25 protein-coding genes are annotated in these 25817 nt (G+C 61.1%); 16 read left to right on the forward strand and 9 right to left on the reverse strand.

Going from position 1 to position 25817, the window contains the following annotated elements; genetic code table 11:
• Window positions 1-11 precede the first annotated feature (11 nt).
• A complete protein-coding gene (locus AACY52_RS08280) occupies window positions 12-602 on the forward strand; it encodes an LON peptidase substrate-binding domain-containing protein (protein ID WP_339416929.1) in 591 nt (196 codons plus the stop codon).
• On the opposite strand, the gene AACY52_RS08285 is transcribed toward AACY52_RS08280, so the two are convergent.
• Both AACY52_RS08285 and AACY52_RS08290 read right to left on the reverse strand, forming a co-directional pair.
• Window positions 599-1915 carry a bifunctional DedA family/phosphatase PAP2 family protein gene (locus tag AACY52_RS08285; protein WP_339560407.1) on the reverse strand — a complete coding sequence of 439 codons (1317 nt, stop codon included), beginning with the start codon at window positions 1913-1915 and terminating at the stop codon, window positions 599-601. The genes AACY52_RS08280 and AACY52_RS08285 overlap by 4 nt on opposite strands.
• A 149-nt stretch (window positions 1916-2064) precedes the next feature.
• The gene (locus tag AACY52_RS08290) at window positions 2065-2748 is read right to left on the reverse strand and encodes a DNA-3-methyladenine glycosylase (protein WP_339417051.1); all 684 of its coding nucleotides are present in this window, start codon (window positions 2746-2748) and stop codon (window positions 2065-2067) included.
• A gap of 174 nt (window positions 2749-2922) precedes the next feature.
• On the opposite strand from AACY52_RS08290, the gene AACY52_RS08295 reads away from it, so the two are divergent.
• The 13 genes from AACY52_RS08295 to AACY52_RS08355 all read left to right on the forward strand — a co-directional run bounded on the left by AACY52_RS08295 (window position 2923) and on the right by AACY52_RS08355 (window position 15394).
• Complete coding sequence (locus AACY52_RS08295) at window positions 2923-4188, forward strand: glutamate-5-semialdehyde dehydrogenase (protein ID WP_339416927.1); 1266 nt, start codon at window positions 2923-2925, stop codon at window positions 4186-4188.
• Window positions 4188-4832, forward strand: a complete 645-nt coding sequence (nadD, locus tag AACY52_RS08300; protein WP_049711370.1) for a nicotinate-nucleotide adenylyltransferase — start codon at window positions 4188-4190, stop codon at window positions 4830-4832. Before AACY52_RS08295 ends, nadD begins: the two co-directional genes overlap by 1 nt.
• Before the next feature lie 69 nt (window positions 4833-4901).
• Entirely contained in the window at window positions 4902-5396 is a 495-nt protein-coding gene (gene rsfS, locus AACY52_RS08305; RefSeq protein ID WP_003237041.1) for a ribosome silencing factor, read from the forward strand.
• 9 nt (window positions 5397-5405) lie between these two features.
• Window positions 5406-5873 (forward strand): 23S rRNA (pseudouridine(1915)-N(3))-methyltransferase RlmH, encoded by a 468-nt coding sequence (gene rlmH / locus AACY52_RS08310; protein ID WP_339560408.1) that lies wholly within the window; start codon window positions 5406-5408, stop codon window positions 5871-5873.
• 15 nt (window positions 5874-5888) lie between these two features.
• On the forward strand, window positions 5889-7787 hold the full coding sequence (gene mrdA / locus AACY52_RS08315) for a penicillin-binding protein 2 (protein ID WP_339416926.1): 1899 nt from the start codon (window positions 5889-5891) through the stop codon (window positions 7785-7787).
• A 31-nt stretch (window positions 7788-7818) separates the two neighbouring features.
• Window positions 7819-8922, forward strand: coding sequence for a rod shape-determining protein RodA (rodA, locus tag AACY52_RS08320; RefSeq protein WP_339417049.1), 1104 nt, complete (start codon window positions 7819-7821; stop codon window positions 8920-8922).
• Window positions 8923-8939: 17 nt separating this feature from the next.
• Window positions 8940-9950, forward strand: coding sequence for a lytic murein transglycosylase B (gene mltB, locus AACY52_RS08325; protein ID WP_339416925.1), 1011 nt, complete (start codon window positions 8940-8942; stop codon window positions 9948-9950).
• Entirely contained in the window at window positions 9950-10948 is a 999-nt protein-coding gene (locus AACY52_RS08330) for a septal ring lytic transglycosylase RlpA family protein (RefSeq protein ID WP_339416923.1), read from the forward strand. Before mltB ends, AACY52_RS08330 begins: the two co-directional genes overlap by 1 nt.
• A gap of 180 nt (window positions 10949-11128) precedes the next feature.
• Window positions 11129-12286: a D-alanyl-D-alanine carboxypeptidase family protein gene (locus AACY52_RS08335; protein ID WP_339416921.1), complete on the forward strand. Its 1158-nt coding sequence runs from the start codon at window positions 11129-11131 to the stop codon at window positions 12284-12286.
• An 83-nt stretch (window positions 12287-12369) separates the two neighbouring features.
• Complete coding sequence (locus tag AACY52_RS08340; protein ID WP_065891172.1) at window positions 12370-12645, forward strand: DUF493 domain-containing protein; 276 nt, start codon at window positions 12370-12372, stop codon at window positions 12643-12645.
• Complete coding sequence (lipB, locus tag AACY52_RS08345) at window positions 12645-13292, forward strand: lipoyl(octanoyl) transferase LipB (protein WP_339416919.1); 648 nt, start codon at window positions 12645-12647, stop codon at window positions 13290-13292. The genes AACY52_RS08340 and lipB overlap by 1 nt, the downstream gene beginning before the upstream one ends.
• A gap of 26 nt (window positions 13293-13318) precedes the next feature.
• A complete protein-coding gene (gene lipA / locus AACY52_RS08350) occupies window positions 13319-14320 on the forward strand; it encodes a lipoyl synthase (RefSeq protein WP_162490596.1) in 1002 nt (333 codons plus the stop codon).
• A gap of 153 nt (window positions 14321-14473) precedes the next feature.
• Complete coding sequence (locus AACY52_RS08355; RefSeq protein WP_339416917.1) at window positions 14474-15394, forward strand: LD-carboxypeptidase; 921 nt, start codon at window positions 14474-14476, stop codon at window positions 15392-15394.
• Between the two features lie 112 nt (window positions 15395-15506).
• Here the strand turns inward: AACY52_RS08355 and AACY52_RS08360 are convergent, their stop codons facing one another.
• From AACY52_RS08360 to leuS, 5 genes are all read right to left on the reverse strand, one after another.
• Window positions 15507-16832, reverse strand: coding sequence for a lytic murein transglycosylase (locus AACY52_RS08360; protein WP_339437550.1), 1326 nt, complete (start codon window positions 16830-16832; stop codon window positions 15507-15509).
• Between the two features lie 61 nt (window positions 16833-16893).
• Window positions 16894-17058 (reverse strand): alternative ribosome rescue factor ArfA, encoded by a 165-nt coding sequence (arfA, locus tag AACY52_RS08365; RefSeq protein WP_003176285.1) that lies wholly within the window; start codon window positions 17056-17058, stop codon window positions 16894-16896.
• Window positions 17059-17279: 221 nt separating this feature from the next.
• Window positions 17280-18317 (reverse strand): DNA polymerase III subunit delta, encoded by a 1038-nt coding sequence (gene holA, locus AACY52_RS08370; RefSeq protein WP_339416914.1) that lies wholly within the window; start codon window positions 18315-18317, stop codon window positions 17280-17282.
• Window positions 18318-18356: 39 nt separating this feature from the next.
• Window positions 18357-18962, reverse strand: a complete 606-nt coding sequence (lptE, locus tag AACY52_RS08375) for an LPS assembly lipoprotein LptE (RefSeq protein WP_339416913.1) — start codon at window positions 18960-18962, stop codon at window positions 18357-18359.
• A gap of 88 nt (window positions 18963-19050) precedes the next feature.
• Window positions 19051-21657, reverse strand: a complete 2607-nt coding sequence (gene leuS, locus AACY52_RS08380) for a leucine--tRNA ligase (RefSeq protein ID WP_339471386.1) — start codon at window positions 21655-21657, stop codon at window positions 19051-19053.
• Between the two features lie 262 nt (window positions 21658-21919).
• Here leuS and AACY52_RS08385 point away from each other — a divergent pair, with 262 nt between their 5' ends.
• Together AACY52_RS08385 and AACY52_RS08390 are read left to right on the forward strand one after the other, a co-directional pair.
• Window positions 21920-22237, forward strand: a complete 318-nt coding sequence (locus AACY52_RS08385; protein WP_339416910.1) for a hypothetical protein — start codon at window positions 21920-21922, stop codon at window positions 22235-22237.
• Between the two features lie 96 nt (window positions 22238-22333).
• On the forward strand, window positions 22334-23095 hold the full coding sequence (locus tag AACY52_RS08390) for a YdcF family protein (protein ID WP_339560409.1): 762 nt from the start codon (window positions 22334-22336) through the stop codon (window positions 23093-23095).
• 62 nt (window positions 23096-23157) lie between these two features.
• Here the strand turns inward: AACY52_RS08390 and lnt are convergent, their stop codons facing one another.
• Complete coding sequence (gene lnt / locus AACY52_RS08395) at window positions 23158-24681, reverse strand: apolipoprotein N-acyltransferase (RefSeq protein ID WP_339437551.1); 1524 nt, start codon at window positions 24679-24681, stop codon at window positions 23158-23160.
• Window positions 24682-24954: 273 nt separating this feature from the next.
• Complete coding sequence (locus tag AACY52_RS08400) at window positions 24955-25794, reverse strand: HlyC/CorC family transporter (protein ID WP_339416906.1); 840 nt, start codon at window positions 25792-25794, stop codon at window positions 24955-24957.
• Between the last annotated feature and the right edge of the window lie 23 nt (window positions 25795-25817).

Genomic DNA, 25817 nt, shown 5'->3' on the forward strand with positions numbered 1-25817 from the left:
GGAAACCTTTTATGAGTCTGGCGCTGTTCCCGCTAAATACCGTGCTGTTCCCTGGCTGCACCCTCGACCTGCAACTGTTCGAGGCGCGCTACCTGGACATGATCAGCCGCTGCATGAAAAAGGGCGAAAGCTTCGGCGTGGTGTGCATCCTCGACGGCAGGGAAGTGGGCATGGCCCCGGACGGCTACGCGCTGATCGGCTGTGAAGCGCTGATTCGCGACTTCAAACAACAGGACAACGGCCTGCTGGGGATTCGGGTCGAAGGCGGTCGCAGGTTCCGCGTGCGGGATGCGGGCGTGCAGAGGGACCAATTGCTGGTGGCCGACGTGCAATGGCTCGAAGAACTGCCTGACCAACCGCTGGAAGAAGAGGACGCCGACCTGCTGGCGCTGCTGCAGGCGTTGGCCGAGCACCCCATGGTTGCTTCGCTGGACATGGATGCGCACGCCGACGGACAGCAAGCCTTGGGCAATCAGTTGGCGTACCTGCTGCCCTTCACCGAAGCCGACAAGGTCGACCTGCTGCAACTCGACGACCCGCAGCAGCGCCTGGATGCGATCCAGATGCTGCTCGATGAATTGCAGGGGGAGCTGTTCACTTAATAGGCGTAGCGCAGCAGAGCATGCGGCGTGCCGGTGAGTGCGATGAAGCTCAGCACCGCAATCAGCGCCGGCAACAACAGCCACCAGGTTTTTTGTGACATGGCGGGCAGCGGGCTTCGGTACTGGCTGATGCCCAGGCTGAACGCACACACCGTCATCGCCAGCAGTGTGCCGGCCAGGATGTCCGTGGGCCAATGGGCGCCGAGGTAGACCCGCGACAGCGCGATAAATGCAGCCGGAATGCAGCCCAGCAGCATCCACGTCAGGCGCAGCCGTGTGGGTTGCCCGCGACCGGCCAGGATCGCCAGGGCCAGGAAAAACGCGAAAGCGCCGGACGCGTGGCCGCTGGGCATGCTGAAGCTGGTCAAAGGGTCTGTAAGGATTTCCGGCCGTCCGCGAGCGAAAAACAGCTTGGTCCCGGTGTTGATCACCGCAGCTCCCGCCAGCGTTACGCCGACAAACACCGCATGGCGCCATTGGCGTGCCAATAGCAGCAGGCCGGTGAACACGGCGCTGGCGAAAAACATCTTCTTGAATTCACCCAGTTGGGTGATGCGCACCATCACTTCATCCAACCAAGTGCTGCGATGTTCCTGCACCAGGGCGGTCAGGCCATGGTCGAAGTTGTCCAGAGCGTGGTAGCCGATAAACAGCGCGATCAACAGCACCAGGCTCGCGCAACCCATCCACAAGGTAGCGCGACGATGGCCGCGCAAGCTGCTGTTCACGCTCAGCCCGATCAGGACGGCCAGGCATCCTGCGACCACTGCGGCCTCGGGCCAGAACCCCTCGGGCAGAGGCAAGCGGAAGGCGGCGCCGGTCGCCCAGCCCGGCAGCAGATAGGCCACCGACCAGCCCGCTGCCGCCACGACGCTCACCACCGCAAAGCGCGGAAATGGCATGTCGCACATGCCCGCCACCATCGGCAGCATAGGGCGCAGCGGGCCGATGAAGCGTCCGACCAGGAGGCTGGCAATGCCGTACTTGTGGAAGTAGGTCTCAGCGCCGTTCATCCATTCAGGATGGTGACGCAAGCCGGGCAAACGCCTGATGTTCTGGTGGAAATGTCGACCCACAAAGTAGGAAGCCCCGTCACCGAGCAGACCGCCCAGAAAGCCCAGCAGCAAGGTTTCACTCAGGGACAGTGCGCCGCTGCCGGCGAGTGCGGCAATAGCAAACAACAATACCGTGCCAGGCACGATCAACCCGGCGATGGCCAAGCACTCCACGCAGGCGACGATAAACACCACCACCGCCAGCCATTCGGGGTTGAGGGTCAACCAGCCGGTAATGCTATCGAGCCATTGGCCCATACAATCCACTCCATTTATTCGGCCACTGCCTTGCAAATTCATATCCGGACTCGCCGCACATCAACTGTGGGAGCGAGCAAGCCCGCTCCCACATGGAATCTGCCGCGCTGCAGATATCAATTTTCAGCAGCAACAGCGGCCTCTACTAATCAAATCAAAAAATAATCGCGCCCTTCGACCTGGCCACGGCGCAGCGGGTTCCGTGTGCAATAAGGCGCATAGCCAGCATCGACAAAGCGGTACATCAAGTGTTCATCCCGGCCGCTGGGAATGCCCAGGCGGGTGGTTTGGATGATCTGACTCGGCGCCTGGCCCACATCCTCAACGTAGAGCAATTGCTGATCGAAGCGCTTGGCATCCCACATCGGCACCTTCAACCTCAAGGCTTTGCACAGCAACGTCTGGCCTGCGCACAGCTTTTGAGCGGCACGCGGGCTGCCATCGGCATTTGGATTGTTCAACAGCATCTGCGCCAGGCTTTCGGGGCCGGACAACGCGTCGACCCACGGATACGCCGATTTGATCAACACGGCATTACCCGGCCCATGAGCGCTGAAGTTCAGGGAATCGCCACCACGTGCGTAGTACATGTAGATATGACCGCCATCCAGAAACAAAGCCTTACGCTTTTCTGTGTAGCCCAATGAAGCGTGACTGCCTTTTTCGGCCACGTAATAGGCTTCGGTTTCAATAATTCGTGCAGAAAGCCAGGTTTCGCCGACGCGATGGCGGATGACTTTTCCGAGTAATGCTTGCGCAAGCGTTTGCGCATCGCGGTCGAAGAAGCTGTCGGGCAGGGCGCTGGCGGGGAGCAGGGGCGATGAGCTGGGCATGGCAGTCAGGGTGAATACGGCTAAATGTGACGGAATCATAACAACTCCCACCTTAATTACCGCTGAACCCCAGATTTTTACAGTTCATTTCGACCATCCGCCCCTCACCGCTGTCAGTCGGGCGGCGTCACAGCTATAATCTGCCGCTTTCCTCCATGCCAAGACTCCCTGACCATGACTGAGTCCGTTCTTGACTACATGACCCGCCTGGGTCGCGCTGCCCGTCAGGCCTCGCGGTTGATCGCCCGTGCGAGCACTGCGCAGAAGAACCGTGCCCTGTTGGCTGCCGCTGACGCTCTGGATGCTTCGCGCTCCGAGCTCGCCACTGCCAACGAACTGGACCTGGCCAACGGCCGCGCCAATGGCCTGGAGCCGGCCCTGCTGGACCGCCTGGCGCTGACCCCGGCACGTATCGACGACATGATCGAAGGTTTGCGTCAGGTGGCCAAGCTGCCTGACCCCATCGGCGAAATCCGCGACATGCGTTACCTGCCGTCCGGCATCCAGGTCGGCAAGATGCGCGTGCCGCTAGGCGTGATCGGCATCATTTATGAGTCGCGTCCGAACGTTACCATTGACGCGGCGAGCCTGTGCCTCAAGTCCGGCAACGCCACCATCCTGCGTGGCGGTTCCGAGGCGATCAATTCGAACCGCGCCATTGCAGCGTGTATTCAGCAGGGCCTGGCCGTGGCCGAATTGCCCGCCGAAGTGGTGCAGGTGGTGGAAACCACCGACCGCGCCGCCGTAGGTGCGCTGATCACCATGCCGGAATTTGTCGACGTGATCGTGCCACGTGGCGGCAAGAGCCTGATCGAGCGCGTCAGCCGCGATGCCAAGGTGCCAGTCATCAAGCACTTGGACGGCGTGTGTCACGTATACATCGACATCGCTGCCGACATCGACAAGGCGATCCGCATCGCCGACAACGCCAAGACTCACCGCTACGCCCCGTGCAACACCATGGAAACCCTGCTGGTGCACGTCGGCATTGCCGATCGCGTGCTGCCGCCGCTGGCTGCCATCTACCGCGACAAGGGCGTGGAGCTGCGTGGTTGTGTGCGCACCCGCGCGCTGCTCGGCGCGGACGTGATCGAAGCGACCGAGCAAGACTGGTACACCGAGTACACGGCGCCGATCCTGTCGATCCGCATCGTCGACGACCTGGATGAGGCCATCGAGCACATCAACACCTATGGCTCCAAGCACACCGACGCCATTGTTTCCGAGCATTTCAGCGATGCCCGGCGTTTCCTCAACGAAGTGGATTCCGCTTCGGTGATCGTCAACGCCTCGACGCGTTTTGCCGATGGTTTCGAGTATGGCCTGGGGGCGGAGATCGGCATTTCCACCGACAAGCTCCACGCACGCGGCCCGGTTGGCTTGGAAGGCCTGACCAGCGAGAAGTACGTGGTGTTCGGCGACGGTCATGTGCGCACTTGATGGCTAAACGCATCGGGCTGCTCGGCGGTACCTTCGACCCCGTGCACATCGGCCACTTGCGCAGTGCCCTGGAAGTCGCGGATGCCCTTGCGCTGGACGAGCTGCGGGTGATGCCCAACGCCCGGCCTCCGCATCGCGATACGCCGCAGGTGTCGCCGCAGCAGCGCCTTGAAATGGTGCGCCTGGCCGTGGAAGGTATCTCGCCGCTGGTGGTGGACGACCATGAGCTCAAGCGCGATAAACCGTCCTACACTGTTGACACCCTGGAGCTGATGCGCGCTGAACTGGCCGCAGATGACCAGTTGTTTCTGCTTTTGGGCTGGGACGCATTTTGCGGCCTGCCCTCTTGGCATCGCTGGGAGGAACTCCTTCAGCATTGCCACATCCTGGTTTTGCAACGCCCGGATGCCGACAGCGAACCGCCGGATGCCTTGCGCAACCTGCTGGCCGCGCGGTCGGTAAGTGACCCCTTGGCCCTGACCGGGCCGAACGGGAATATTGCATTCGTCTGGCAGACCCCGCTTGCGGTGTCCGCCACCCAGATCCGTCAACTGCTGGCCAGCGGGAAGTCGGTACGTTTCCTGGTGCCTGACGCGGTCCTGGCCTACATCGATGCGCACGGGCTTTACCGTGCGTCGAACTGAAAAGGCGCGCTTGAGCGTACGCACAGTCGTACAGCGAGCGCCCGTACATACGAGCAAAACGAGTTTTATATGACGAACAAAGACGTAAGCAAAGTTAAGCGCAAAGGCACCTTCAAAAGCGCCCCGCTGCCGGTAGAAGCCCACGTTGGCCCTGAGCTGGCTGGCGAAGAGCTGGTAAAAGTCGCCGTAGCGGCCCTGGAAGACGTTAAGGCCCAGGACATCCAAGTGCTGGACGTGCGCGACAAGCAGAGCATCACCGACTACATGATCATCGCCACCGGTACCTCCAACCGCCAGATCGGCGCGATGCTGGACAAGGTTCGCGAAGCCGTCAAAGCCCAAGGCGTCAAGCCGCTGGGTGAAGAAGGCAAGGGCGACAGCGACTGGGTGCTGTTGGACATGGACGACGTGATCGTGCACATGATGACCTCCAACGCTCGCCAGTTCTACGACCTGGAGCGTCTGTGGAAAGGCGCCGAGCAGAGCCGTGCCGCCGATGGCAAGCACCACAGCCCGGAAGTGGGCCACGCGCACTTCGACAAGCTGAACAAAGACCAGGAATAAGGAACGGCTGTGCGCCTGCGTCTGATCGCTGTCGGTTCACGCATGCCCAAGTGGGTGGAAGAAGGCTGGCACGAGTATGCCAAGCGTCTGCCCGTTGAGCTGTCGCTTGAACTGGTGGAAATACCGCTGAATACCCGGGGCAAGAATGCCGATGTGGCGCGCTTTATCCGTCAGGAAGGCGAAGCCATGTTGGCCAAGGTCGGCCCCAACGAGCGCATCGTCACTCTCGAAGTGCACGGCAAACCCTGGAGCACCGAGCAATTGGCGGTGGAACTGGACCGCTGGCGCCTGGATTCGCGTACGGTCAACTTCATGGTGGGCGGCCCCGAAGGGCTGGCGCCGGAAGTCTGTGCGCGGGCGGACCAGCGTTGGTCGTTGTCAGCGTTGACGCTGCCGCACCCGTTGGTACGGATTCTGATCGGTGAGCAGCTGTATCGCGCCTGGACAGTTCTGTCCGGGCACCCTTATCACAAATAATCTGCGCCTCTTTCGATGACCCAGCCGATCCGCATCAAGGACCACGAGAAAGACGCACGTCTCGTACGCGCTCGGGTCGTGTTCGGCGCTTTTATGGTGGTTGGGCTAATCGGGGTGCTGATTGCGCGCCTGTATTTCCTGCAGGTGATCCAGTACGACTATCACTCCACACTGTCGGAAAACAACCGGGTGCATGTGCAGCCGATTCCGCCGACCCGTGGGCTGATTTTCGACCGCAATGGCGTGGTGGTCGCGGATAACCGGCCCAGCTTCAGCCTGAGCATGACCCGCGAACGTTCCGGTGATTGGCAGCAGATCCTTGATGTGATCGTCGAGGTGCTGCAGTTGACCCCAGAAGACCGCGTGATCTTCGAAAAGCGCATGAAGCAGGGGCGCAGGCCATTCGAGCCGGTGCCGATCCTGTTTGAGCTGACCGAAGAGCAGATCGCCCGGATCGCGGTGAACCAGTTCCGTCTGCCGGGTGTGGAAGTGGTGGCGCAGTTGGTGCGGCACTACCCGCATGGGCCGCACTTTGCGCACTCTGTCGGCTACATGGGGCGAATCAACGAGAAAGAGCTGAAAAGCCTCGACCCGGTCAATTACAGCGGCACCCACCATATCGGCAAGACTGGCATCGAGCGTTTCTACGAGCCAGAACTGCACGGCCAGGTGGGTTACGAAGAAGTCGAGACCAACGCTCGCGGCCGTGTGCTTCGGGTACTCAAACGCACCGATCCGGTGCCGGGCAAGGACATCGTCCTGAGCCTGGATATCAAGTTGCAGGAAGCCGCCGAGATGGCCCTGGGCGGTCGGCGTGGCGCGGTGGTCGCGCTGGACCCGAAGACCGGTGAAGTGCTGGCGATGGTCAGCCAACCAAGCTTCGACCCCAACCTGTTTGTGACCGGCATCAGCTTCAAGGCTTACGCCGAGTTGCGCGATTCCATTGACCGGCCGCTGTTCAACCGCGTATTGCGCGGCCTGTACCCGCCGGGTTCGACGATCAAGCCGGCGGTGGCGATTGCGGGTCTGGACGCGGGCGTGATCACGGCCTCCAGCCGAGTCTATGACCCTGGCTACTACATGCTGCCCAACTACGATCACAAATACCGTAACTGGAACCGCACCGGTGACGGCTATGTCGACTTGGACACCGCGATCATGCGCTCCAACGACACCTATTTTTACGACCTGGCCCACAAGCTGGGGATTGATCGCCTATCCACCTATATGCGCAAGTTCGGCCTCGGTCAAAAAGTCTCCCTGGATATGTTCGAAGAGTCCCCAGGCTTGATGCCGTCGCGCGAATGGAAGCGCGCGACCCGCCGCCAGGCGTGGTTCCCGGGCGAGACGCTGATCCTCGGCATCGGCCAGGGCTACATGCAGGCCACACCGCTGCAGTTGGCCCAGGCCACGGCGCTGGTGGCCAACAAAGGCATCTGGAACCGTCCGCACCTGGCCCGGACCATCGAAGGCGAAAAACCGGTGGATGACAACCCGATCCCCGACATTGTGCTGCGTGACCCGTCGGACTGGACCAAGGTCAACCATGGCATGCAGCAAGTGATGCACGGTGCCCGCGGTACAGCGCGCAAAGCGGCGATTGGCGCGCAATACCGTATTGCCGGCAAGAGCGGAACCGCGCAAGTAGTGGCGATCAAGCAAGGCGAGAAATATGACCGCTCCAAGGTTCAGGAGCGCCACCGTGACCACGCCTTGTTTGTCGGCTTCGCGCCGGCCGACGATCCGAAAATTGTGGTGGCGGTGATGGTCGAAAACGGCGAATCCGGCTCCGGCGTCGCGGCCCCGGTGGTGCGCCAGATCATGGACGCCTGGCTGTTGGCCGACGACGGCAGGCTCAAGCCCGAATATGGCGGCCCCCCGTCAAGCACCGAGGTTACGGCCCATGAAGAGTAAATTTGACCGCATCCTCTCCAGCGAGGACGTGATGCGTCGTCGTGCGACGTTTCTGCAACGCATTCACATTGATGGCCCGTTGCTGATCCTGTTGCTGACATTGGCAGCGGGCAGCCTGTTCGTCCTGTACTCGGCCAGCGGCAAGAACTGGGACCTGCTGATCAAGCAAGCGTCGTCGTTCGGCCTGGGCCTGTTGTCGATGGTCGTGATCGCCCAGCTTGAGCCACGGTTCATGGCGCGTTGGGTGCCGCTGGGCTACGTCGTCGGGGTGTTGCTGCTGGTGGTCGTGGACGTGATGGGCCACAACGCCATGGGCGCGACGCGCTGGATCAACATTCCGGGGGTGATTCGCTTCCAGCCGTCGGAATTCATGAAGATTCTGATGCCGGCAACCATCGCCTGGTACTTGTCCAAGCGCACCTTGCCGCCGCAGCTCAAACATGTGGGGATCAGCCTGATCCTGATTGGCGTGCCGTTTGTGCTAATCGTGCGCCAGCCCGACCTCGGCACCTCGCTGCTGATCCTGGCGGGCGGTGCCTTTGTGCTGTTCATGGGCGGTTTGCGCTGGCGCTGGATCCTCAGCGTGCTGGCTGCCGCCGTGCCCGTGGCCGTGGCCATGTGGTTCTTCTTTATGCATGACTACCAGAAGCAGCGAATCCTGACCTTCCTCGACCCTGAAAGCGACCCGCTCGGCACCGGCTGGAACATCATCCAGTCGAAGGCCGCCATCGGTTCCGGCGGCGTATTTGGTAAGGGGTGGTTGCTGGGCACCCAATCGCACTTGGACTTTTTGCCCGAGAGCCACACCGACTTCATTATTGCGGTACTGGGCGAAGAGTTTGGCCTGGTGGGCATTTGCGCGTTGCTCCTGATCTATTTGCTGTTGATTGGTCGCGGCCTGGTGATCACCGCGCAGGCGCAGACGTTGTTCGGAAAATTGCTGGCCGGCGCACTGACCATGACTTTTTTTGTTTACGTTTTCGTCAACATCGGTATGGTCAGTGGCCTGTTGCCGGTTGTTGGGGTGCCGTTGCCGTTCATTAGCTACGGCGGAACTTCGCTGGTGACATTGATGTCAGCGTTTGGGGTTTTGATGTCGATTCATACGCATCGCAAATGGATCGCACAGGTTTGAATAAGGTGAAGATGTCAATGCAAGTAATGCGCGGCTGGGCGACTCGGCATGCGTCCTGGATGGGTCTGATTGGGCTGCTGGGCGCAACGCAAGAGGCGCGGGCCGGTGACTACGATGGTTCACCCCAGGTCGCCGAGTTTGTCGGTGAAATGACCCGCGACTATGGTTTCGCCGGTGAGCAACTGATGGGCGTGTTCCGCGAAGCCCAGAAAAAACAGTCGATCCTCGACGCCATTTCTCGCCCTGCCGAACGCGTGAAGCAGTGGAAGGAGTATCGCCCGATGTTCCTCACCGACGCCCGCGTGGCGCGGGGTGTGGACTTCTGGCGTCAGCATGAGGCAGTACTGGCCCGCGCCGAGCAGGAATACGGTGTGCCAGCTCAGGTCATTGTCGCGATCATTGGCATCGAAACCTTTTACGGGCGCAATACCGGCAGTTACCGGGTGATCGACGCCTTGTCGACCCTGGGCTTCGATTACCCGCCGCGCGCCGACTTCTTCCGCAAGGAGCTGCGCGAATTCCTGCTGCTGGCTCGCGAAGAGCAGGCCGACCCGCTGAGCCTCAAGGGTTCCTACGCGGGTGCGATGGGCTTGCCGCAGTTCATGCCGAGCAGCTTCCGCGCCTATGCCGTTGACTTTGACGGTGATGGGCATATCAATATCTGGAGCAATCCGGACGATGCCATCGGCAGTGTGGCCAGCTACTTCAAGCGTCATGGCTGGGTCGGCGGCGAACCGGTGGTGATCCGCGCCGATGTCACGGGGGATCGCGCCGACGAAGGCCTGACCCAAGGCATAGAGCCGGCCAAGACGGTCGGGGAGTTGCGGGCGCTGGGCTGGTCGAGTCAGAATGCGCTGCCTGATGATCTGCCGGTGACGGCGTTCCGTCTTGAAGGCGAAAATGGCCCTGAATACTGGATGGGCCTGAAGAATTTCTACGCAATCACGCGTTATAACCGCAGTGTGATGTACGCCATGGCCGTGCATCAGCTGTCAGACATGCTGGTCCAAGCACGGGGCAACAAGTAATGCGGGCATCGCCGTTCAATAAACCGCTCAAGCTGGTGGCGTTCGCCGCGTTGTCCCTGCTGGTCGTCAGTTGTTCCACCAGTCGTGGTCCGGCGCAGAAGGCCGGGGGCACGGTTGTCCGTGCCCAGCCGGGCCTGGACATCAACCGCGCGCACAAAGATGGCGCGCCGTGGTGGGACGTCGACGTGTCGAAGATCCCGGACGCCACGCCGACCCTGCACACCGGCCCGTATAAGGCGAACCCTTATACCGTGCTGGGCAAAAGCTACTTCCCCCTGCAGGAATCCAAGACGTACGTCCAATCGGGTACAGCGTCCTGGTATGGCACCAAATTCCATGGCCAGAACACCGCCAACGGCGAAGTGTATGACCTGTACGGCATGAGCGCGGCCCACAAGACCCTGCCGCTGCCCAGCTACGTACGCGTGACCAACCTGGACAACAACCGCACGGTGATCCTGCGAGTCAACGACCGCGGGCCGTTCTATTCGGACCGCATCATCGACTTGTCGTACGCTGCCGCGAAGAAACTCGGTTATGCCGAAACCGGTACTGCGCGCGTGAAGGTTGAAGGTATCGACCCGGCGCAATATTGGGCCCAGCGCGGCAAGCCAGCGCCGCTGATGCTCAATGAGCCGCAAACCCAGCAGCCGCAAGTGACCGCCTCAACGGGCAAGGTCGAGCAGTGGACGCCTCCGCCGCAGCAGCATGCTCCGGACACCGTCGTCGTACCCAGGGCAGCACCAGGCGCTGCCGTCGCGGGCGGGCAATACCTGCAGGTCGGCGCTTTCGCCAACCCGGATGCGGCAGAACTGTTAAGGTCCAAGCTGAGCGGGATGGTCAACGCGCCGGTTTTTATCAGCTCCATCGTGCGTAACCAGCAGACCCTGCATCGCGTGCGGATGGGGCCGATAGGCTCGCCGAGCGAAGTCGCGCAAGTGCAGAACAGCGTGCGCATGGCCAACCTGGGGCAACCCAGCGTGGTTACCGCCGAATAACAGAGAATTGATGGTTCTGGCTCGTGCGCGGGTCAGAGCTGTGGTTGTTGGCTCGTTTGACAATAAAAACCCAGGGGCAAGGGGTGAGCGGGCAACCGAATACGCGACAGTCTGGCAACGGGCTGCCTGAATGAGTTTTGCCCGCGAGGGCAAGTTTCCATAAGCAATTTCGAGAGACGGATGAACATCACCACCTTAGCCAAACGCACGTGCCTGCTTCTTTCGCTGATCATCACCCCGGCCGCCTGGGCCGTTGAAATGGTGCCGGCTTCCCCGCAACTGGCCGCCAAGTCCTGGGTTCTCATGGATGCTGCCAGTGGCAACGTGCTGGTCGAGAGCAACGGTGACCAGCGCCTGCCACCGGCCAGCCTGACCAAACTGATGACCGCCTACATCGCGACCCTGGAAATCCGTCGCGGCCAGATCGGCGAGAACGATCCGGTGACCGTCAGCGAAAACGCCTGGCGTACCGGCGGCTCGCGGATGTTCATCAAGGTCGGTTCGCAGGTGACTGTAAGCGACCTGCTGCACGGCATCATCATCCAGTCCGGTAACGACGCCAGCGTCGCCCTGGCCGAGCACATCGCCGGCAGCGAAGACGCGTTCGCCGACATGATGAACAAGACGGCGACTGACCTGGGCATGACCAACAGCCACTTCATGAACCCGACCGGTCTGCCGAACCCAGAGCACTACTCGTCGGCTCACGACATGGCAATCCTGGCGCGCGCGATCATTCGTATCGACCCGGTGCACTACGCGATCTACTCCCAGAAAGAGTTCTACTGGAACAACATCAAGCAACCTAACCGCAACCTGCTGCTGTGGCGCGACAAGACCGTTGATGGTCTGAAAACCGGCCACACCGAAGAAGCCGGCTACTGCATGGTGTCGTCCGCTGTACGTGACGGCCAACGCCTGATCGCCGTGGTCTTCGGCACCAACAGCGAGCAGGCCCGTGCGGCCGAAACGCAAAAACTGCTGACCTACGGTTTCCGCTTCTTCGAAACCCAGACCTTCTACCAGAAGGGTGCTGAACTGGCGACCGCGCCGGTTTGGAAGGGCGCTACCTCCCAAGTCAAGGCCGGCCTGGCTGAAGACCTGACCCTGACCATGCCTAAAGGCCAGCTGAAAAAGCTCGCTGCCAGCATGACCATGAACCCGCAATTGGTTGCGCCAATCGCCAAGGGCGATGTGATCGGTAAAGTCGAAGTGAAGCTGGACGACAAGGTGGTGCACAGCGCCGACCTGATCGCCCTGGATGCCGTCGACGAGGGTGGTATCTTCCGCCGCGTGTGGGATAGCATCCGTCTATTCTTCTACGGCTTGTTCAACTGATAGTGTGCATCTGCAAAGCCCCGCGTTGATCCGACGCGGGGCTTTGTTGTCGCCAAGGCTTACGCTTACGAGGCCGTTACGCCATGACCGATACCGAAGTAAAGGCGCCAAAGATCGAATTCCCGGTGGTGGACTATCCCATCAAGATCATCAGCGACACCGGCGTAGGCCGCAAAGACTTGATCCTTGAGATCGTGCGCAAGCACGCCACGATCAATGATGAGCGTGTGGACGAGCGATCCAGCTCCACAGGCAAATACACCACGATCCAGTTGCACATCGTTGCGACGGGGCAAGACCAGCTCTACGACATCAACAGTGAACTGCGGGCCACTGGCTTCGTGCACATGGTGTTGTGATGTCACAGGTCCTGGGCTTTCGCGAGCTCGGCCGGATGGACTACGCGCCCGTCTGGCACGCCATGCAGCGGTTCACTAACGAGCGCGGCACGTCGGCCCCCGATGAAATCTGGCTGGTGGAACATCCGCCGGTATTTACCCAGGGCCAGGCCGGCAAGGCCGAGCACTTGCTTCTGCCGGGGGATATTCCGGTGGTGCAGGTCGACCGAGGTGGCCAAGTGACTTACCATGGGCCCGGTCAGCTTGTCGCTTATCTGTTGCTGGATGTGCGCAAGCTAGGGTTCGGCGTGCGCGACCTCGTCAGCCGCATGGAGGCTTGCCTGATCGAGCTGTTGGCCAGTTACGGCGTGACCGCCGCGGCCAAGCCGGATGCGCCGGGTGTTTATGTGGACGGCGCGAAAATCGCCTCCCTGGGGCTGCGGATTCGCCACGGCTGTTCCTTCCATGGCTTGGCCTTGAACGTGGACATGGACCTGGCCCCGTTCCGGCGGATCAACCCATGTGGCTATGCCGGGTTGGCGATGACGCAACTGAGTGATCACGCCACACCGATTAAATTTGCCGAGGTAAGTGCCCGGCTGCGTGAGCAGCTCGTCAAACACCTCGACTATGCTGAGCAGACGACCCTCACGGGCGGAATCGACTGATTATGACTACTGATGCAGTGCAAACCATGATCCCGACGGTGGACGTTACCGACCGTGCGGCCCCGGCCCCGCGTGCCAAGGTGGAAGCCGGCGTCAAGCTGCGCGGCGCCGAGAAGGTTGCACGCATTCCGGTGAAGATCATTCCGACCACCGAACTGCCGAAGAAGCCTGACTGGATCCGCGTGCGCATCCCGGTTTCGCCGGAAGTCGACCGTATCAAGGCCCTGCTGCGCAAACACAAGCTGCACAGCGTGTGCGAAGAAGCGTCCTGCCCAAACCTAGGCGAGTGCTTCTCCGGCGGCACCGCCACCTTCATGATTATGGGTGACATCTGCACCCGTCGTTGCCCGTTCTGCGACGTGGGCCACGGCCGTCCGAAGCCACTGGACGTCAACGAGCCGGAAAGCCTGGCCATCGCCATTGCCGACCTTAAGCTCAAGTACGTGGTGATCACCTCGGTTGACCGCGACGACCTGCGTGACGGCGGTGCCCAGCACTTTGCCGACTGCATCCGCGAAATCCGCAAGTTGTCGCCGAACGTCATGCTCGAAACCCTGGTGCCGGACTACCGTGGCCGTATGGACGTGGCGCTGGAAATCACCGCTGCCGAGCCGCCGGATGTGTTCAACCACAACCTGGAAACCGTGCCACGCCTGTACAAGGCCGCGCGCCCGGGTTCGGACTACCAGTGGTCGCTGACCCTGCTGCAGAAATTCAAGCAAATGATGCCGCACATTCCGACCAAATCCGGCCTGATGCTGGGCCTGGGCGAGACCGACGAAGAAGTGATCGAAGTCATGCAGCGCATGCGCGAACACGATATCGACATGCTGACCCTGGGCCAGTACCTGCAACCGTCCCGCAGCCACTTGCCGGTGCAGCGTTTCGTGCACCCGGACACCTTCGCCTGGTTCGCCGAGGAAGGTTACAAGATGGGCTTCAAGAACGTTGCGTCGGGGCCGTTGGTGCGTTCGTCATACCATGCGGACGAACAGGCCAAGCTGGTCAAGGCTAGCCTGGTGTCGTAATACAGATTTGGCCAACACCGCTGATCCAATGTGGGAGCGGGCGTGCTCGCGAAGGCGGTGTTTTTCAGTCACCTGATTTATTGACTGACACTGCGCCTTCGCGAGCAAGCCCGCTCCCACATTTCGTTCCGCGTCTGCCAAGGAGAGTTGTGGATGAGCATTGCCGTACCTGCCTTGCGAGCCGAAGGCACCATCGCCCTGATCGCTCCCGCCGGCCCCGCCACGCTGGACTTCGAAAAGGCCGACCAATGGATGCGCGCCCACGGTTACGACCTGCGAATCTTCCCTGGCGTCTATGAGCGCGACGGCTACCTGGCCGGCAGCGATAAAGTCCGCCTCAACGACCTCCATAAAGCCTTTGCCGACCCTGAAATCGACGCCATCTTCTGCCTGCGCGGCGGCTACGGCACGCCGCGTCTGCTTGATAGCCTGGATTTCGACCTGCTACGCGCCCATCCCAAGCCGTTCGTAGGTTATAGCGACATCACCGCTCTGCACCTAGCGATCAGCCGATATGCCGGCTTCGTGACCTTCCACGGGCCGATGCTCAATGCCGATCTGCTGGGCGATAAGCAACAACCCACCGAAGCCTCGCTGTTCAGTCTGCTGCGCGGCCAACTGAGTGCTGGTAGCCAGTTGATACACCCGGTGGCTTACCCGCTGACTACGATTGAACCGGGCGTCGCCTGCGGGCGTTTGCTGGGCGGCAATCTGTCGATGATCGCGGCTGTCATGGGCACGCCCTACGAGATGGATGCTGAGGGCATCATCCTGTTTATCGAAGACGTCAACGAGCCCCTCTACCGCATCGACCGTCTGCTCACGCACCTGCGCCTGGCAGGCAAGCTGGCCCAGGTTGCGGGTGTGCTGGTGGGGGATGTGGCGGGTGTGGACAAGGATGCGTTGGAGCGGCTGCTCAAGCAGACCTTTGAACCGCTGTGCATTCCGGTATTGTCCGGCTGGCGCAGTGGGCATTGTGATCCGAACCTGACGTTGCCGATGGGCGCGTTGGTTAGGTTGGAGGCGGGGGAACAGCGGGTGGTGTTGGAGCAGGATGTGGTCTTCAAGGACTGAGTTTGATATCGCCTGCCAGGCAGTCATCGCAGGCGAGCCAGCTCCCTCAGGGAAATGCATTCCAACTGTTGGGGCTGGCTTGCCTGCGATGGCGGTAGTCGCCTACAAGGGTCTACCTGTTCTGCAACGATTCCAGCAGCTTCACCGTCGGATACCCATCCGCCGGCCAGCGCAGCGCTTGCTGCGCCGCACGAATCGCCTTGCGCGTATTGGCGCCGATGATCCCGTCCGGGTTCCCCGCGTCATAGCCGTTGGCACTCAGCGCTGTCTGCAAGTCGATACGCTGGGAGCGACTCAGCGGCAGCTCATCCTTCGGCCAGTCACCACGAATTACACCACCGCCACCGAACCTTTCCGACAACAGGCCAACCGCCAGCGCGTAGGACGACGAGTTGTTGTACCTGAGGATTGCGCGGAAGTTATCCAGCACCAGGAACGCCGGGCCACGGTAGCCCGCCGGCAACAGCAGGGCGGCTGACAGCTGGTCGGCGTTGGGCGGCATGGTGGCGCCCGGTGGCAGTTGGATACCAAGTTTCAGCCATTCGGCGACTGTCTTGCGAATGCCGCCATCGGCCAGGGCGTAATCGAAGTTCGCCGGCAGTTGTTTCACCTCGAAGCCCCATGGCTGGCCTTTCTGCCAGCCGGAGCTTTGCAGGTAGTGCGCGGTGGAGGCGAGCGCGTCCGCTGGGCTGTTCCAGATGTCGCGGCGACCGTCGCCATCGAAGTCGACGGCATGGGTGTTGTAGGTGGTCGGGATAAATTGGGTCTGGCCCATGGCGCCGGCCCAGGACCCTTTCATCTGGTCTGCCTGGATGTCGCCGTGCTGGATGATCTGCAGCGCTGCCAACAGTTGCGCCTGGGCGAATGCTGGGCGACGGCCTTCATAGGCCAGGGTCGCCAGCGAACGAATCACCGAGTTATTGCCCTGGAACTGTCCGAAATTGCTTTCCATGCCCCACACCGACACCAGCGCCTGGCGGTCGACGCCATAACGTTGCTCGATGCTTTGCAGGATATCGGCGTATTTGTTCAACAATGCCTGGCCATTACGCACGCGCACCGGCGAGAGGGCGCCGTCGAGGTATTCCCACACGGGGCGGGAAAATTCCGGCTGGCTGCGGTCGGCGCGGATGACCGCCATATCAGGGGTGACGTTGGCGAAAGCGTTGTCGAACACAGCTTCGGTGATGCCGGCCTGCAGGGCTTGCACGCGAAAGCCAGCCTGCCATTCGGCAAAGGTCTGGGTCGGTTGGATATCAAGATTGTCCACCGCCAGCGGGGCCACGACAGCGGGCGCTACCACCGGGGCGGTCTGTAACTTTGGCAGTGGTTGAGCGTCGGCGGCGGTCGGTTTCTCCGCGCAGGCGACTAGCAGAATGAGGCTGGAGGCAGCGATCAATTGGCGAAGGTGCCAACGACGGGGAAGACTAGAGGGCATGCACAGGTCCAGAGATTACAAATCAGGTGCAGACCTTATCATGTCAGAGGGGCGCTTGCCTTCAGGCAGCCAGAAAGTAAGAAGCCTCCCAGCTATTAGACTGGAAGGCTTCGCGGCGGTAGCTGCCTTTGCCCTTGCCGGCGCGTTCCTGACGGCTGCGGAACAGTGGCTGGGCGATGATGGATTTGGCCTTGTTGGGGCCATGCTTGGATGGCTTTTTGCTCATGATGGTTACTCTCGTGGGGTGGATGGAACGGCGCAAATGATCGGCCGAAGTTCACCCGCTGTAAAGCCCAGCGATGTGTAGGCGCTTTCGCAAGCTGAAGTAAGTACGGTTAATGTGTGGCTTGCCTGCGATAGCATCACCTCCATGCATCTGAAAAACCGAGGTGCCTGCATCGCGGGCAAGCCCGGCGCCCACAGGGGAAGGTGGTGTTTTAGAAAGTGTTATTCAGCAGGCAGTGTCAGGCGCTGGCCGGCCATCAACAGCGACAAACGGCTCAAGCTCATCCACGGCGATCCCGCTGCCTGGCCCTTGATCTGCGCATCGATGCGCTGCGCTTCCAGCAAAAGCTGCGCCCAGCGTTGTGCCGAGTGCCGTTGCAGGGCCTTGCTCATCAAGGGTTTGCGTTTGTCCCAGACCGGTGGCCGGGCTTGGCTGAACGCTTTGTCCAGCGGCGTGCCCTGGCTGTATTGCAGGGCAATGTTGGCCAGCACCCGCAATTCTCGCGCAAGGGCCCAGAGAATCACCGGCGGCTCTACGCCTTCGCCGCGCAAGCCCTCAAGCATGCGCAGGGCATGGGCGGGTTCGCCATTGAGGATGGCATCCACCAGCCCGAACACATCAAAGCGCGCACTGTCGGCCACCGCGCCCTGGACGGTCTCAACGGTGATTTGCCCGTCTTCGGCCATCAGCTTGAGCTTTTCGATCTCTTGGGCTGCGGCAAGCAAGTTGCCTTCGACCCGGGCGGCGATCAGCTCCACCGCATCCTGGGTCGCCGACAGCCCCGATTGTGCCAGGCGTTGGCGAATCCATTGCGGCAACTGGTTGCTGTCGACTGGCCAGATCTGGATGAACTGGGTCTGAGCCCCTTCGACCAGTGCCTTGCCCCACTTGGTTTTCTGGGCGCTGCCATCAAGCTTGGGCAGGCTGATCAGCAAGACCGTGTCTTCGGCAGGTCGTGAACAGTACTCAATGAAGGCGGCGGCACCCTTGTCACCCGGCTTGCCCGAAGGCAGGCGCAGTTCCAACAGGCGCTTTTCGGCAAACAGCGACATGCTCGCGCCGGCTTGCAGCAACGTGCCCCAGTCGAAACTGGCGTCGGCGCTGAAGACCTGGCGTTCATCGAAACCTTGCTGGCGTGCGGCGGTGCGGATGGCGTCGGCGGCTTCCTGGCACAGCAACGGGTCATCACCGCTGACGATGTAGACAGGCGCAAGGCCACCTTGCAGGTGTTTGGCGAGTTGGGCGGGGGCGAGTTTCATAGGCAGTGTAAACGGGGCGCCAGGGGCGCCCCGTCTGGCTTACTCGACAGGTACTTCAACAGGCGATTGTTTCGGCGTGTTGTCTTCGTACTCTTTGGCGGCTTTCAGTGCGTCGGCATCAGCCTTGGCCTTGTCGTCAGCGCGTTGCTGCAGGGTTTCCAGTTGTTCCGGGGTGATCAGCGAGAGGCGCAGCACCATGCGCTGGACCAGTTCGCGACGCATCTCCTTACGCACCTGAATGATTTCGGAGTCCGAACCCACCAGGTTGTTGCCGTCGTGGCTAACGACTTTCTGAATCTGGATGTCGTCACCCATCAATGGCAGGTGGTCGTGGCCCTGGATTTCAAAGCTGAGCACGGTGCTCAGTTCGATATCGGACGCACGCCCGGCGCTGGCATAGCTGAGGTTACGCTGGGTTTGTTTTTCATTGGCCAGGAACAGCTTGTAGGTCGCGCCGGTGTAGACGTGAACGCCACTGTTCTCCAGGACCTGACGCAGCTGGGTCACTGTTTCGCTGTAGGCGTCGCGGGCACTGACGTCCAGTTCCTTGATCGCCATTTCGTGGGTGCCGGTACCGCGCAGCTGGAAGCCGCAAGCGCTCAGCAACACGGCAAGGCCCATAACCAGCAAATTGCGTTTGATCATTTTGTTGCTCCCCTTGAAACCATGTGGGCCTTATCGAGGCCCTGAAGGCTTTGTTCGGCGCAGGGCTCAAGCCCTGCGCCCGATCCGATTAGCTAGCGACGATATTGACCAGTTTGCCAGGCACTACGATCACTTTGCGGATCGTCAGGCCTTCGGTAAAACGCAGCACGTTTTCGTTGATGCGCGCAGCCGCTTCGACGTCTTCGCGGCTGGCGCTGGCTGGCATGTCGATCTGGCCACGCAGTTTACCGTTGACCTGGATCACCAGTTGCAGCGTGTCCTGTACCAGGGCGCTGTCATCCTGCACCGGCCAGCGCGCGTCGATGACGGCGCCGCTGTGGCCCAGACGGTTCCACACGTCGTGGCTGATGTGCGGCGTGATCGGGGCCAGCAGCAGTGTGACCGTTTCCAGGCCTTCCTGTACCAGCGCGCGATCCTGTTCAGTGGCTTGCGGCGCTTTTTCCAGCACGTTCATCAGCGTCATCACCTGGGCGATGGCGGTGTTGAATTTGTGGTGCTGGCCCACGTCCTGGCTGGCTTGCTTGATGGCCAGGTGGGTGCTGCGTCGAATGAGTTTCTGCTCGTCGCTCAACGCCGCTACGTCCAGTTTGCCCGGCAAGCCCTGGCTGATGTGGGCATGCGCCAGGCGCCAGACGCGCTTGAGGAAGCGGTGCGAGCCTTCGACGCCAGAGTCAGACCATTCGGCGCTCATGTCAGGCGGCGAGGCGAACATCATGAACAGACGGCAGGTGTCGGCGCCGAACTGGTCGATCATCGACTGTGGGTCAACGCCGTTGTTTTTCGACTTGGCCATCTTCTCGGTGCCGCCGATTTCCACGGGCAGGCCGTCGGCGATCAGCTTGGCGCTGATGACCTTGGCTTTGCTGTCGCGCTCAAGCTCGACGTCGGCCGGGTTGAACCAAGTGTAGGCGCCGTTGGCTTCACGGCGGTAGTAAGTCTCGGCGACCACCATGCCCTGGGTCAGCAGGTTCTTGAACGGCTCATCCGAACTCACCAGGCCTTCGTCGCGCATCAGCTTGTGGAAGAAGCGCGCGTACAGCAGGTGAAGGATGGCGTGTTCGATACCGCCGATGTACTGGTCCACCGGCAACCAATGGTCGGCTGCGGACTTTTCGACCAGGCCGCCTTCATAGTGTGGCGAGGCGTAGCGGGCGTAGTACCACGAGGACTCGACGAAGGTGTCCATGGTGTCGGTTTCACGCTTGGCAGGCGCGCCGCATTTCGGGCAGCTGCACGCGTAGAACTCGGGCATGCGCGCCAGTGGCGAACCGGCGCCATCCGGCACCACGTCTTCCGGCAGGACCACCGGCAGTTGGTCTTCCGGTACCGGCACATCGCCACAGCTTTCGCAGTGGATGATCGGGATCGGGCAGCCCCAGTAGCGCTGGCGGCTGATGCCCCAGTCGCGCAGGCGGAACTGGGTGCGCGATGCACCGAGGTTCTTTTTGATCAGCGCGACTTCGATCGCGTCGAACGCGCCCTGGAAGTCCAGGCCGTCAAATTCGCCGGAGTTGATCAGTTCACCATGCTCGCCGTAGGCGTCTTGCCACGGGGCCGGGTTGGTGTCGCCCGCGCGGGTGCGCACCACGGATTTGATTGGCAGGTTGTACTTGGTGGCGAATTCGAAATCGCGCTCGTCGTGAGCCGGCACAGCCATTACGGCGCCATCGCCGTAGTGCATCAGCACATAGTTGGCGACCCATACCGGCAGCTTTTCGCCCGTCAATGGATGTTCAACAAACAGCCCGGTCGGCAGGCCTTTTTTCTCTTGGGTGGCGACGTCGGCTTCGGCCACGCTGCCGCCTTTGCATTCGGCGATGAACGCCTGCAGCTCAGGGTTGTTCTGGGCTGCCTGGGTGGCCAGCGGGTGTTCGGCGGCCACGGCGACGTAAGTCGCGCCCATCAGGGTGTCCGGACGGGTAGTAAACACTTTGAGCGCGCCCGCTGCGCCGATCGAATCGACGTTATACGGGAACTGCACTTCCATGCCCTTGGACTTGCCGATCCAGTTGCGTTGCATGGTCTTGACCTGTTCAGGCCAGCCCGGCAGGTCGTCGAGGCTCGACAAAAGTTCATCCGCGTAGGCGGTGATCTTGAAGTAGTACATCGGGATTTCGCGCTTTTCGATCAGCGCGCCGGAGCGCCAGCCGCGACCGTCGATCACCTGTTCGTTGGCCAACACGGTCTGGTCGATCGGGTCCCAGTTCACGGTACCGCTCTTTTTGTAGATCACGCCTTTTTCGAACAGACGCGTGAACAACCATTGTTCCCAGCGGTAGTAGTCCGGCTTGCAGGTGGTCACTTCGCGGGACCAATCCACCGCCAAGCCCAGGCTGCGCAGCTGGTTCTTCATGTAGGCGATGTTTTCGTAGGTCCACTTGGCAGGCGCCACGTTGTTTTTCATCGCGGCGTTTTCCGCCGGCATGCCGAAGGCATCCCAACCCATGGGTTGCAGGACGTTCTTGCCTTGCATGCGCTGGTAGCGGGAAATCACGTCACCGATGGTGTAGTTGCGCACGTGCCCCATGTGTAGCTTGCCGCTGGGATAAGGGAACATCGATAGGCAATAGAAAGTCTCCTTGCCTGGCTGTTCACTGACTTCAAAGGACTTTTGCTCGTCCCAGAAGGCTTGGGCGGCATTTTCTATTTCACGGGGCTGATATTGTTCGTGCATGGCTACTTTTGAACTGAATAGGGGTGGCCTAATCCTCTTCGGTGCAACGTTCAGGTTGATCGACACCAAAAAGCGGCGCGTCCGTGCCCAAACCCTGCGGGAAGTGGAGTTACAGGAAGCGCCGTAGCATACATGACCCCACTCTATCGAGGGAAACCCTGATTGCGCCGGCAGGGCCGTCTGTCGCGGCGGCAGGCAGGGGCAGCCATGGGGGCTACGCTGTTTATTGGGGAGTAAGTCTTATCTTCAATGAGGTGAGGGGATGGTTGAATCGCAGCGAATCGTATCGAAACCGGATATCTACGAAGGACTGATCGACCGATTGGGTCGTGTATTGGATGCAGCGAGAACAGCCGGCCGATTGCGTGATGAGCGGCCTGTTGAGTTGGAACTGCGTGGTTTGAGCCGCGCAGAACTGGAACTGATCGAGGCCTATTTGGAACGCAATGGGCGCAGTGCGCCTCCCTCGGTGGCAAACCCGCCAGCAGGGGAGCCTACGCACTCAGCCAAGGTGGTGTGGCTCAAGGACTTGTCGGCCGGTCGTGGCCCGCAAAAGCTTCGGTCCGCCCGCTACAAGTAGTTCATTGCCCCCCTGAACGTATCATCGCGCTGCACTGTAAGGATTGTCGCTAAACCCCGTTACACCTTAGGCTTCGGGCATCTATGGAGATGCCCGATGCCTATTCGTTATTTCATTAAACAATTGCTCCTGCCGCCCGGCATTCTCTTGCTGCTGCTGGCGTTTGCCTGGTGGTTTCGTCGCAGCCGGCCACGCTTGGCGGGTTGCTGCTTTGCCCTGGGTTTTGGCGGCATGTGGCTGATCAGCCTGCCGGTGATGGTGGAGTGGGGCGCACGGGTCCTGGAAACCGAGCCACCGCTGGCGCGAGAAGACTGGTCGACACTGGCTCAGCGCGCCGACGCCATTGTGGTGTTGGGTTCGGGGCGCGAGCGCGGCGACCCGGCCTGGGGCGTCGACCAGCCCACCGGTATCGGTCTGGAGCGCCAGCGGTATGCCTCACGATTGGCCAAGGCCTCCGGGCTGCCGGTGCTGACCACTGGCGGCCTGCATTACGGCACGCCGCCAAGCGAGGCAGAATTGATGTCGGTCTCGATGCGCGATGACTTCGGTGTGACGGTGCGCTGGGAGGAAGAGCGCAGCCGCACCACGTGGGAAAATGCGCAGATGAGTGCTGAGATTCTGCTACCCGAGGGCGTCAAACGCGTAGTGGTAGTGACTCAGGCCTGGCACATGCCGCGTGCGATGTGGAGTTTTGAAAAGGCTGGCTTCACCGTGGTGCCTGCGCCAGTGGGGTTCCTGGGCGTAGACAATGCCAGACCGCTGGGTGGTTGGATGCCGGAGTTCAAGTCGGTGTGGCAGAGCGGGCAGTTGATCAATGAAGCGGTGGGGCAGATAGGCTACCGGTTGTTCTACCGATAACACCGCAAATGCAAATGTGGGAGCAAGCAAGCCCGCTCCCGCAATGGTTTTGTATGTGTCTGTCAGACCGTTTTCGACATACGACCGGCCAGCAGCGCCCAGCCAAACAGCCCCAGGCACACAATGATCAACGGCCACGAGCGCCATTGCAGGTACGGCGTGAGGTTGTGCATCGGCACCACTTCACCATAGAGAATGCCGCGCTCAAACTGGGGGATCTGCACGGTGATCTGCCCATATGGGTTGATCAGGCCGGTCACGCCATTGTTGGTAGCACGGATCATCCAGCGGCCGGCTTCCAGTGCACGCATCTGCGCCATTTGCAGGTGTTGCAAAGGGCCGATGGAGCGGCCGAACCAGGTGTCGTTGCTGATGGTCAGTAACAGATCACTCTGGGCCGAGAGGCCTGCGGCGAACTCCGGGTACACCACTTCGTAGCAAATGAACGGCGCAATCTGATAGCCCTTGGCCTGTAGCATGGCCTGGTCGGCAGGGCCACGGGCGAAGTCCGACATCGGCAGGTCAAAGAAGGCAATTAGCCCCCGCAGCATGTCCTGCAGCGGCACGTATTCGCCAAAGGGCACGAGCTTCTGCTTGAGGTAGGTGCCATCGCCTTCGCCCACCACGGTGATGCCGTTGAAGTAGCGCATCTGGTGGTGCACTTCCTGGCGGATCGGTACACCGGTAATCAGCGCCGTGTGCCGGTCGGCGGCGAACTTGCCCATCATGCCCAGGTAGCCTTCGACAGACTCCTTGAGCACCGGCACCGCCGTCTCCGGCCATACCAGCAGGTCGACACGCTTTGAGCTCAAACTCATGTCGCGGTACAGCGCAAGCTGTGCATTGAGCTGCTCCGGGTCCCACTTCATGCTTTGTTCGACATTGCCCTGAATGGCTGCGACGCTCAGTGGCGCCCCAGACGGGCTGGTCCAGGCGTGATGCTTGAGTGCCAGGCCGATGGCCCAAGGCGCCACCAGCAATACCAGGCCTGCGCCGATAAACGCGTTGCGCTTAGTGGCCAACAGGCGCGGCAGGTTGCACAGCAGGGCTGCCGTCAGCGCCAGCGCAAAGGAAATCAGCCACATGCCGCCCACTGGCGCCAAGCCTGTGAGCGGACCGTCGAGCTGGCTGTAACCGGAGTACAGCCACGGGAAACCGGTGAGGAACCAGCCGCGAAACGCTTCCTGACCGACCCACAACGCCGCAAACGTCAGTGCATCCGCCAACGGCGCTTCATTGCGACGCAACCAGCGCGCCCATAACCAGGCGGGCAGGGCGAAGAACCAGGCGATGGCGGCTGTAAACAGCAACATCAAGAAGCCAGCCAGCAGCACCGAGGCACCGCCGAAATGGTGGATGCTGTAATAGATCCAACTGGTGCCCGCGCCAAACAGGCCAAAACCGAAGCACCAGCCACGGCCCAAGGCCTGGCGGGGGCTCAGGTCTCGCAGTCCCACATAGAACAATCCGACCGCTACCAGTGCAAATGGCCACAGATCGAACGGTGCCAGCGCCAGGGTGGTGATGGCGCCAGCCACCACGGCCAGCAAATTACCGGGCCAGCCGGGTGAGGTGAGACGGCGCACGTAGGGGTGGGTCATCAGCTATTTCCTGTGTCGCGCCGGGCCTGCTGCGGCACAGGGCAAGGCGCGAGGAGTGTAGTTTGGTTTTTCCAAATGAACGACGCGTAACGCAGCCCTATGTCGCAGCAGGCCCGGCCCTACGGGTTGCCCCTGAGAGCGGGCCATGCTGCGTTGCAGGCCTTGAAAAGGGAATGCCGTTCCCTGCGGCCTGCGCCTTGCCTGGCCCGCGCTCAGGAGCAACGCGACACAGTAAATAGCTGATGACCCACCCCTTCCTTAGCGGGCAATAGGTGTTAGGCGGATCAGGTGGATACGGCGGCTGTCCGCATTCAGGATACGGAAGCGATACGCGCCGATCTCGGTGGTTTCGTTACGTTTTGGGAGATGCCCGAACGCACTCATCACCAGGCCACCCACGGTGTCGAACTCATCGTCGGAGAATTCGCTGTCGAAGAACTCGTTGAAGTTTTCGATCGGCGTCAACGCTTTGATCAGGAAGTCACCGCTGGGCAGCGGCTTGATGTAGCTGTCTTCTTCGACGTCGTGTTCGTCTTCGATGTCGCCAACGATCTGTTCCAGCACGTCTTCAATGGTGACCAGGCCGGCGACGCCGCCGTATTCGTCGATCACAATGGCCATGTGATTGTGGTTGGCGCGGAATTCGCGCAGCAGCACGTTCAGGCGCTTGGATTCAGGCACGAAGGTGGCCGGACGCAGCAGGTCCTTGATGTTGAAGTTGTCACCGTTCTCCTTGAGGATCAACGGCAGCAAATCCTTGGCCAGCAGGACACCCATGACGTCGTCATGGCTTTCACCGATCACCGGGTAGCGCGAGTGCGCCGAGTCGATCACGGCCGGGAGGAATTCCCGTGGGGTCTGGGTCGCCTTGATGCTGATCACCTGCGAGCGCGGGACCATGATGTCGCGTACTTGCAGGTCAGCCACCTGAATGGCGCCCTCGACGATAGCCAGCGCTTCGCTGTCCAGCAACTTGTTCTGATGGGCCTCGCGCAGTAGCTCAAGCAGCTCCTGACGGTTTTTCGGCTCGTGGGCAAAAGCCTGGGTGATTTTACCCAGCCATGACTTCTGCCCGTTGCTCGATCGGTCTTCGCTCATAGCGATTACTCTGAATCCTTTAG

The sequence above is a fragment of the Pseudomonas sp. EA_65y_Pfl1_P113 genome, assembly GCF_963970525.1.
Taxonomy (GTDB): Bacteria; Pseudomonadota; Gammaproteobacteria; order Pseudomonadales; family Pseudomonadaceae; genus Aquipseudomonas; species Aquipseudomonas tritici.

Excerpts from the sequence above, each read along its gene's own strand:
- nadD (WP_049711370.1), top strand. The coding sequence starts at position 4,188 with ATGGCTAAACGCATCGGGCTGCTCGGCGGTACCTTCGACCCCGTGCAC.
- mrdA (WP_339416926.1), top strand. The coding sequence starts at position 5,889 with ATGACCCAGCCGATCCGCATCAAGGACCACGAGAAAGACGCACGTCTC.
- lipB (WP_339416919.1), top strand. The coding sequence starts at position 12,645 with ATGTCACAGGTCCTGGGCTTTCGCGAGCTCGGCCGGATGGACTACGCG.
- AACY52_RS08295 (WP_339416927.1), top strand. The coding sequence starts at position 2,923 with ATGACTGAGTCCGTTCTTGACTACATGACCCGCCTGGGTCGCGCTGCC.
- leuS (WP_339471386.1), bottom strand. The coding sequence starts at position 21,657 with ATGCACGAACAATATCAGCCCCGTGAAATAGAAAATGCCGCCCAAGCC.
- AACY52_RS08330 (WP_339416923.1), top strand. The coding sequence starts at position 9,950 with ATGCGGGCATCGCCGTTCAATAAACCGCTCAAGCTGGTGGCGTTCGCC.
- lptE (WP_339416913.1), bottom strand. The coding sequence starts at position 18,962 with ATGATCAAACGCAATTTGCTGGTTATGGGCCTTGCCGTGTTGCTGAGC.
- AACY52_RS08280 (WP_339416929.1), top strand. The coding sequence starts at position 12 with ATGAGTCTGGCGCTGTTCCCGCTAAATACCGTGCTGTTCCCTGGCTGC.
- mltB (WP_339416925.1), top strand. The coding sequence starts at position 8,940 with ATGCAAGTAATGCGCGGCTGGGCGACTCGGCATGCGTCCTGGATGGGT.
- arfA (WP_003176285.1), bottom strand. The coding sequence starts at position 17,058 with ATGAGCAAAAAGCCATCCAAGCATGGCCCCAACAAGGCCAAATCCATC.
- AACY52_RS08390 (WP_339560409.1), top strand. The coding sequence starts at position 22,334 with ATGCCTATTCGTTATTTCATTAAACAATTGCTCCTGCCGCCCGGCATT.
- AACY52_RS08385 (WP_339416910.1), top strand. The coding sequence starts at position 21,920 with ATGGTTGAATCGCAGCGAATCGTATCGAAACCGGATATCTACGAAGGA.
- AACY52_RS08285 (WP_339560407.1), bottom strand. The coding sequence starts at position 1,915 with ATGGGCCAATGGCTCGATAGCATTACCGGCTGGTTGACCCTCAACCCC.
- AACY52_RS08360 (WP_339437550.1), bottom strand. The coding sequence starts at position 16,832 with ATGCCCTCTAGTCTTCCCCGTCGTTGGCACCTTCGCCAATTGATCGCT.
- AACY52_RS08335 (WP_339416921.1), top strand. The coding sequence starts at position 11,129 with ATGAACATCACCACCTTAGCCAAACGCACGTGCCTGCTTCTTTCGCTG.
- AACY52_RS08355 (WP_339416917.1), top strand. The coding sequence starts at position 14,474 with ATGAGCATTGCCGTACCTGCCTTGCGAGCCGAAGGCACCATCGCCCTG.
- rsfS (WP_003237041.1), top strand. The coding sequence starts at position 4,902 with ATGACGAACAAAGACGTAAGCAAAGTTAAGCGCAAAGGCACCTTCAAA.
- AACY52_RS08340 (WP_065891172.1), top strand. The coding sequence starts at position 12,370 with ATGACCGATACCGAAGTAAAGGCGCCAAAGATCGAATTCCCGGTGGTG.
- holA (WP_339416914.1), bottom strand. The coding sequence starts at position 18,317 with ATGAAACTCGCCCCCGCCCAACTCGCCAAACACCTGCAAGGTGGCCTT.
- rodA (WP_339417049.1), top strand. The coding sequence starts at position 7,819 with ATGCGTCGTCGTGCGACGTTTCTGCAACGCATTCACATTGATGGCCCG.
- lipA (WP_162490596.1), top strand. The coding sequence starts at position 13,319 with ATGATCCCGACGGTGGACGTTACCGACCGTGCGGCCCCGGCCCCGCGT.
- AACY52_RS08400 (WP_339416906.1), bottom strand. The coding sequence starts at position 25,794 with ATGAGCGAAGACCGATCGAGCAACGGGCAGAAGTCATGGCTGGGTAAA.
- AACY52_RS08290 (WP_339417051.1), bottom strand. The coding sequence starts at position 2,748 with ATGCCCAGCTCATCGCCCCTGCTCCCCGCCAGCGCCCTGCCCGACAGC.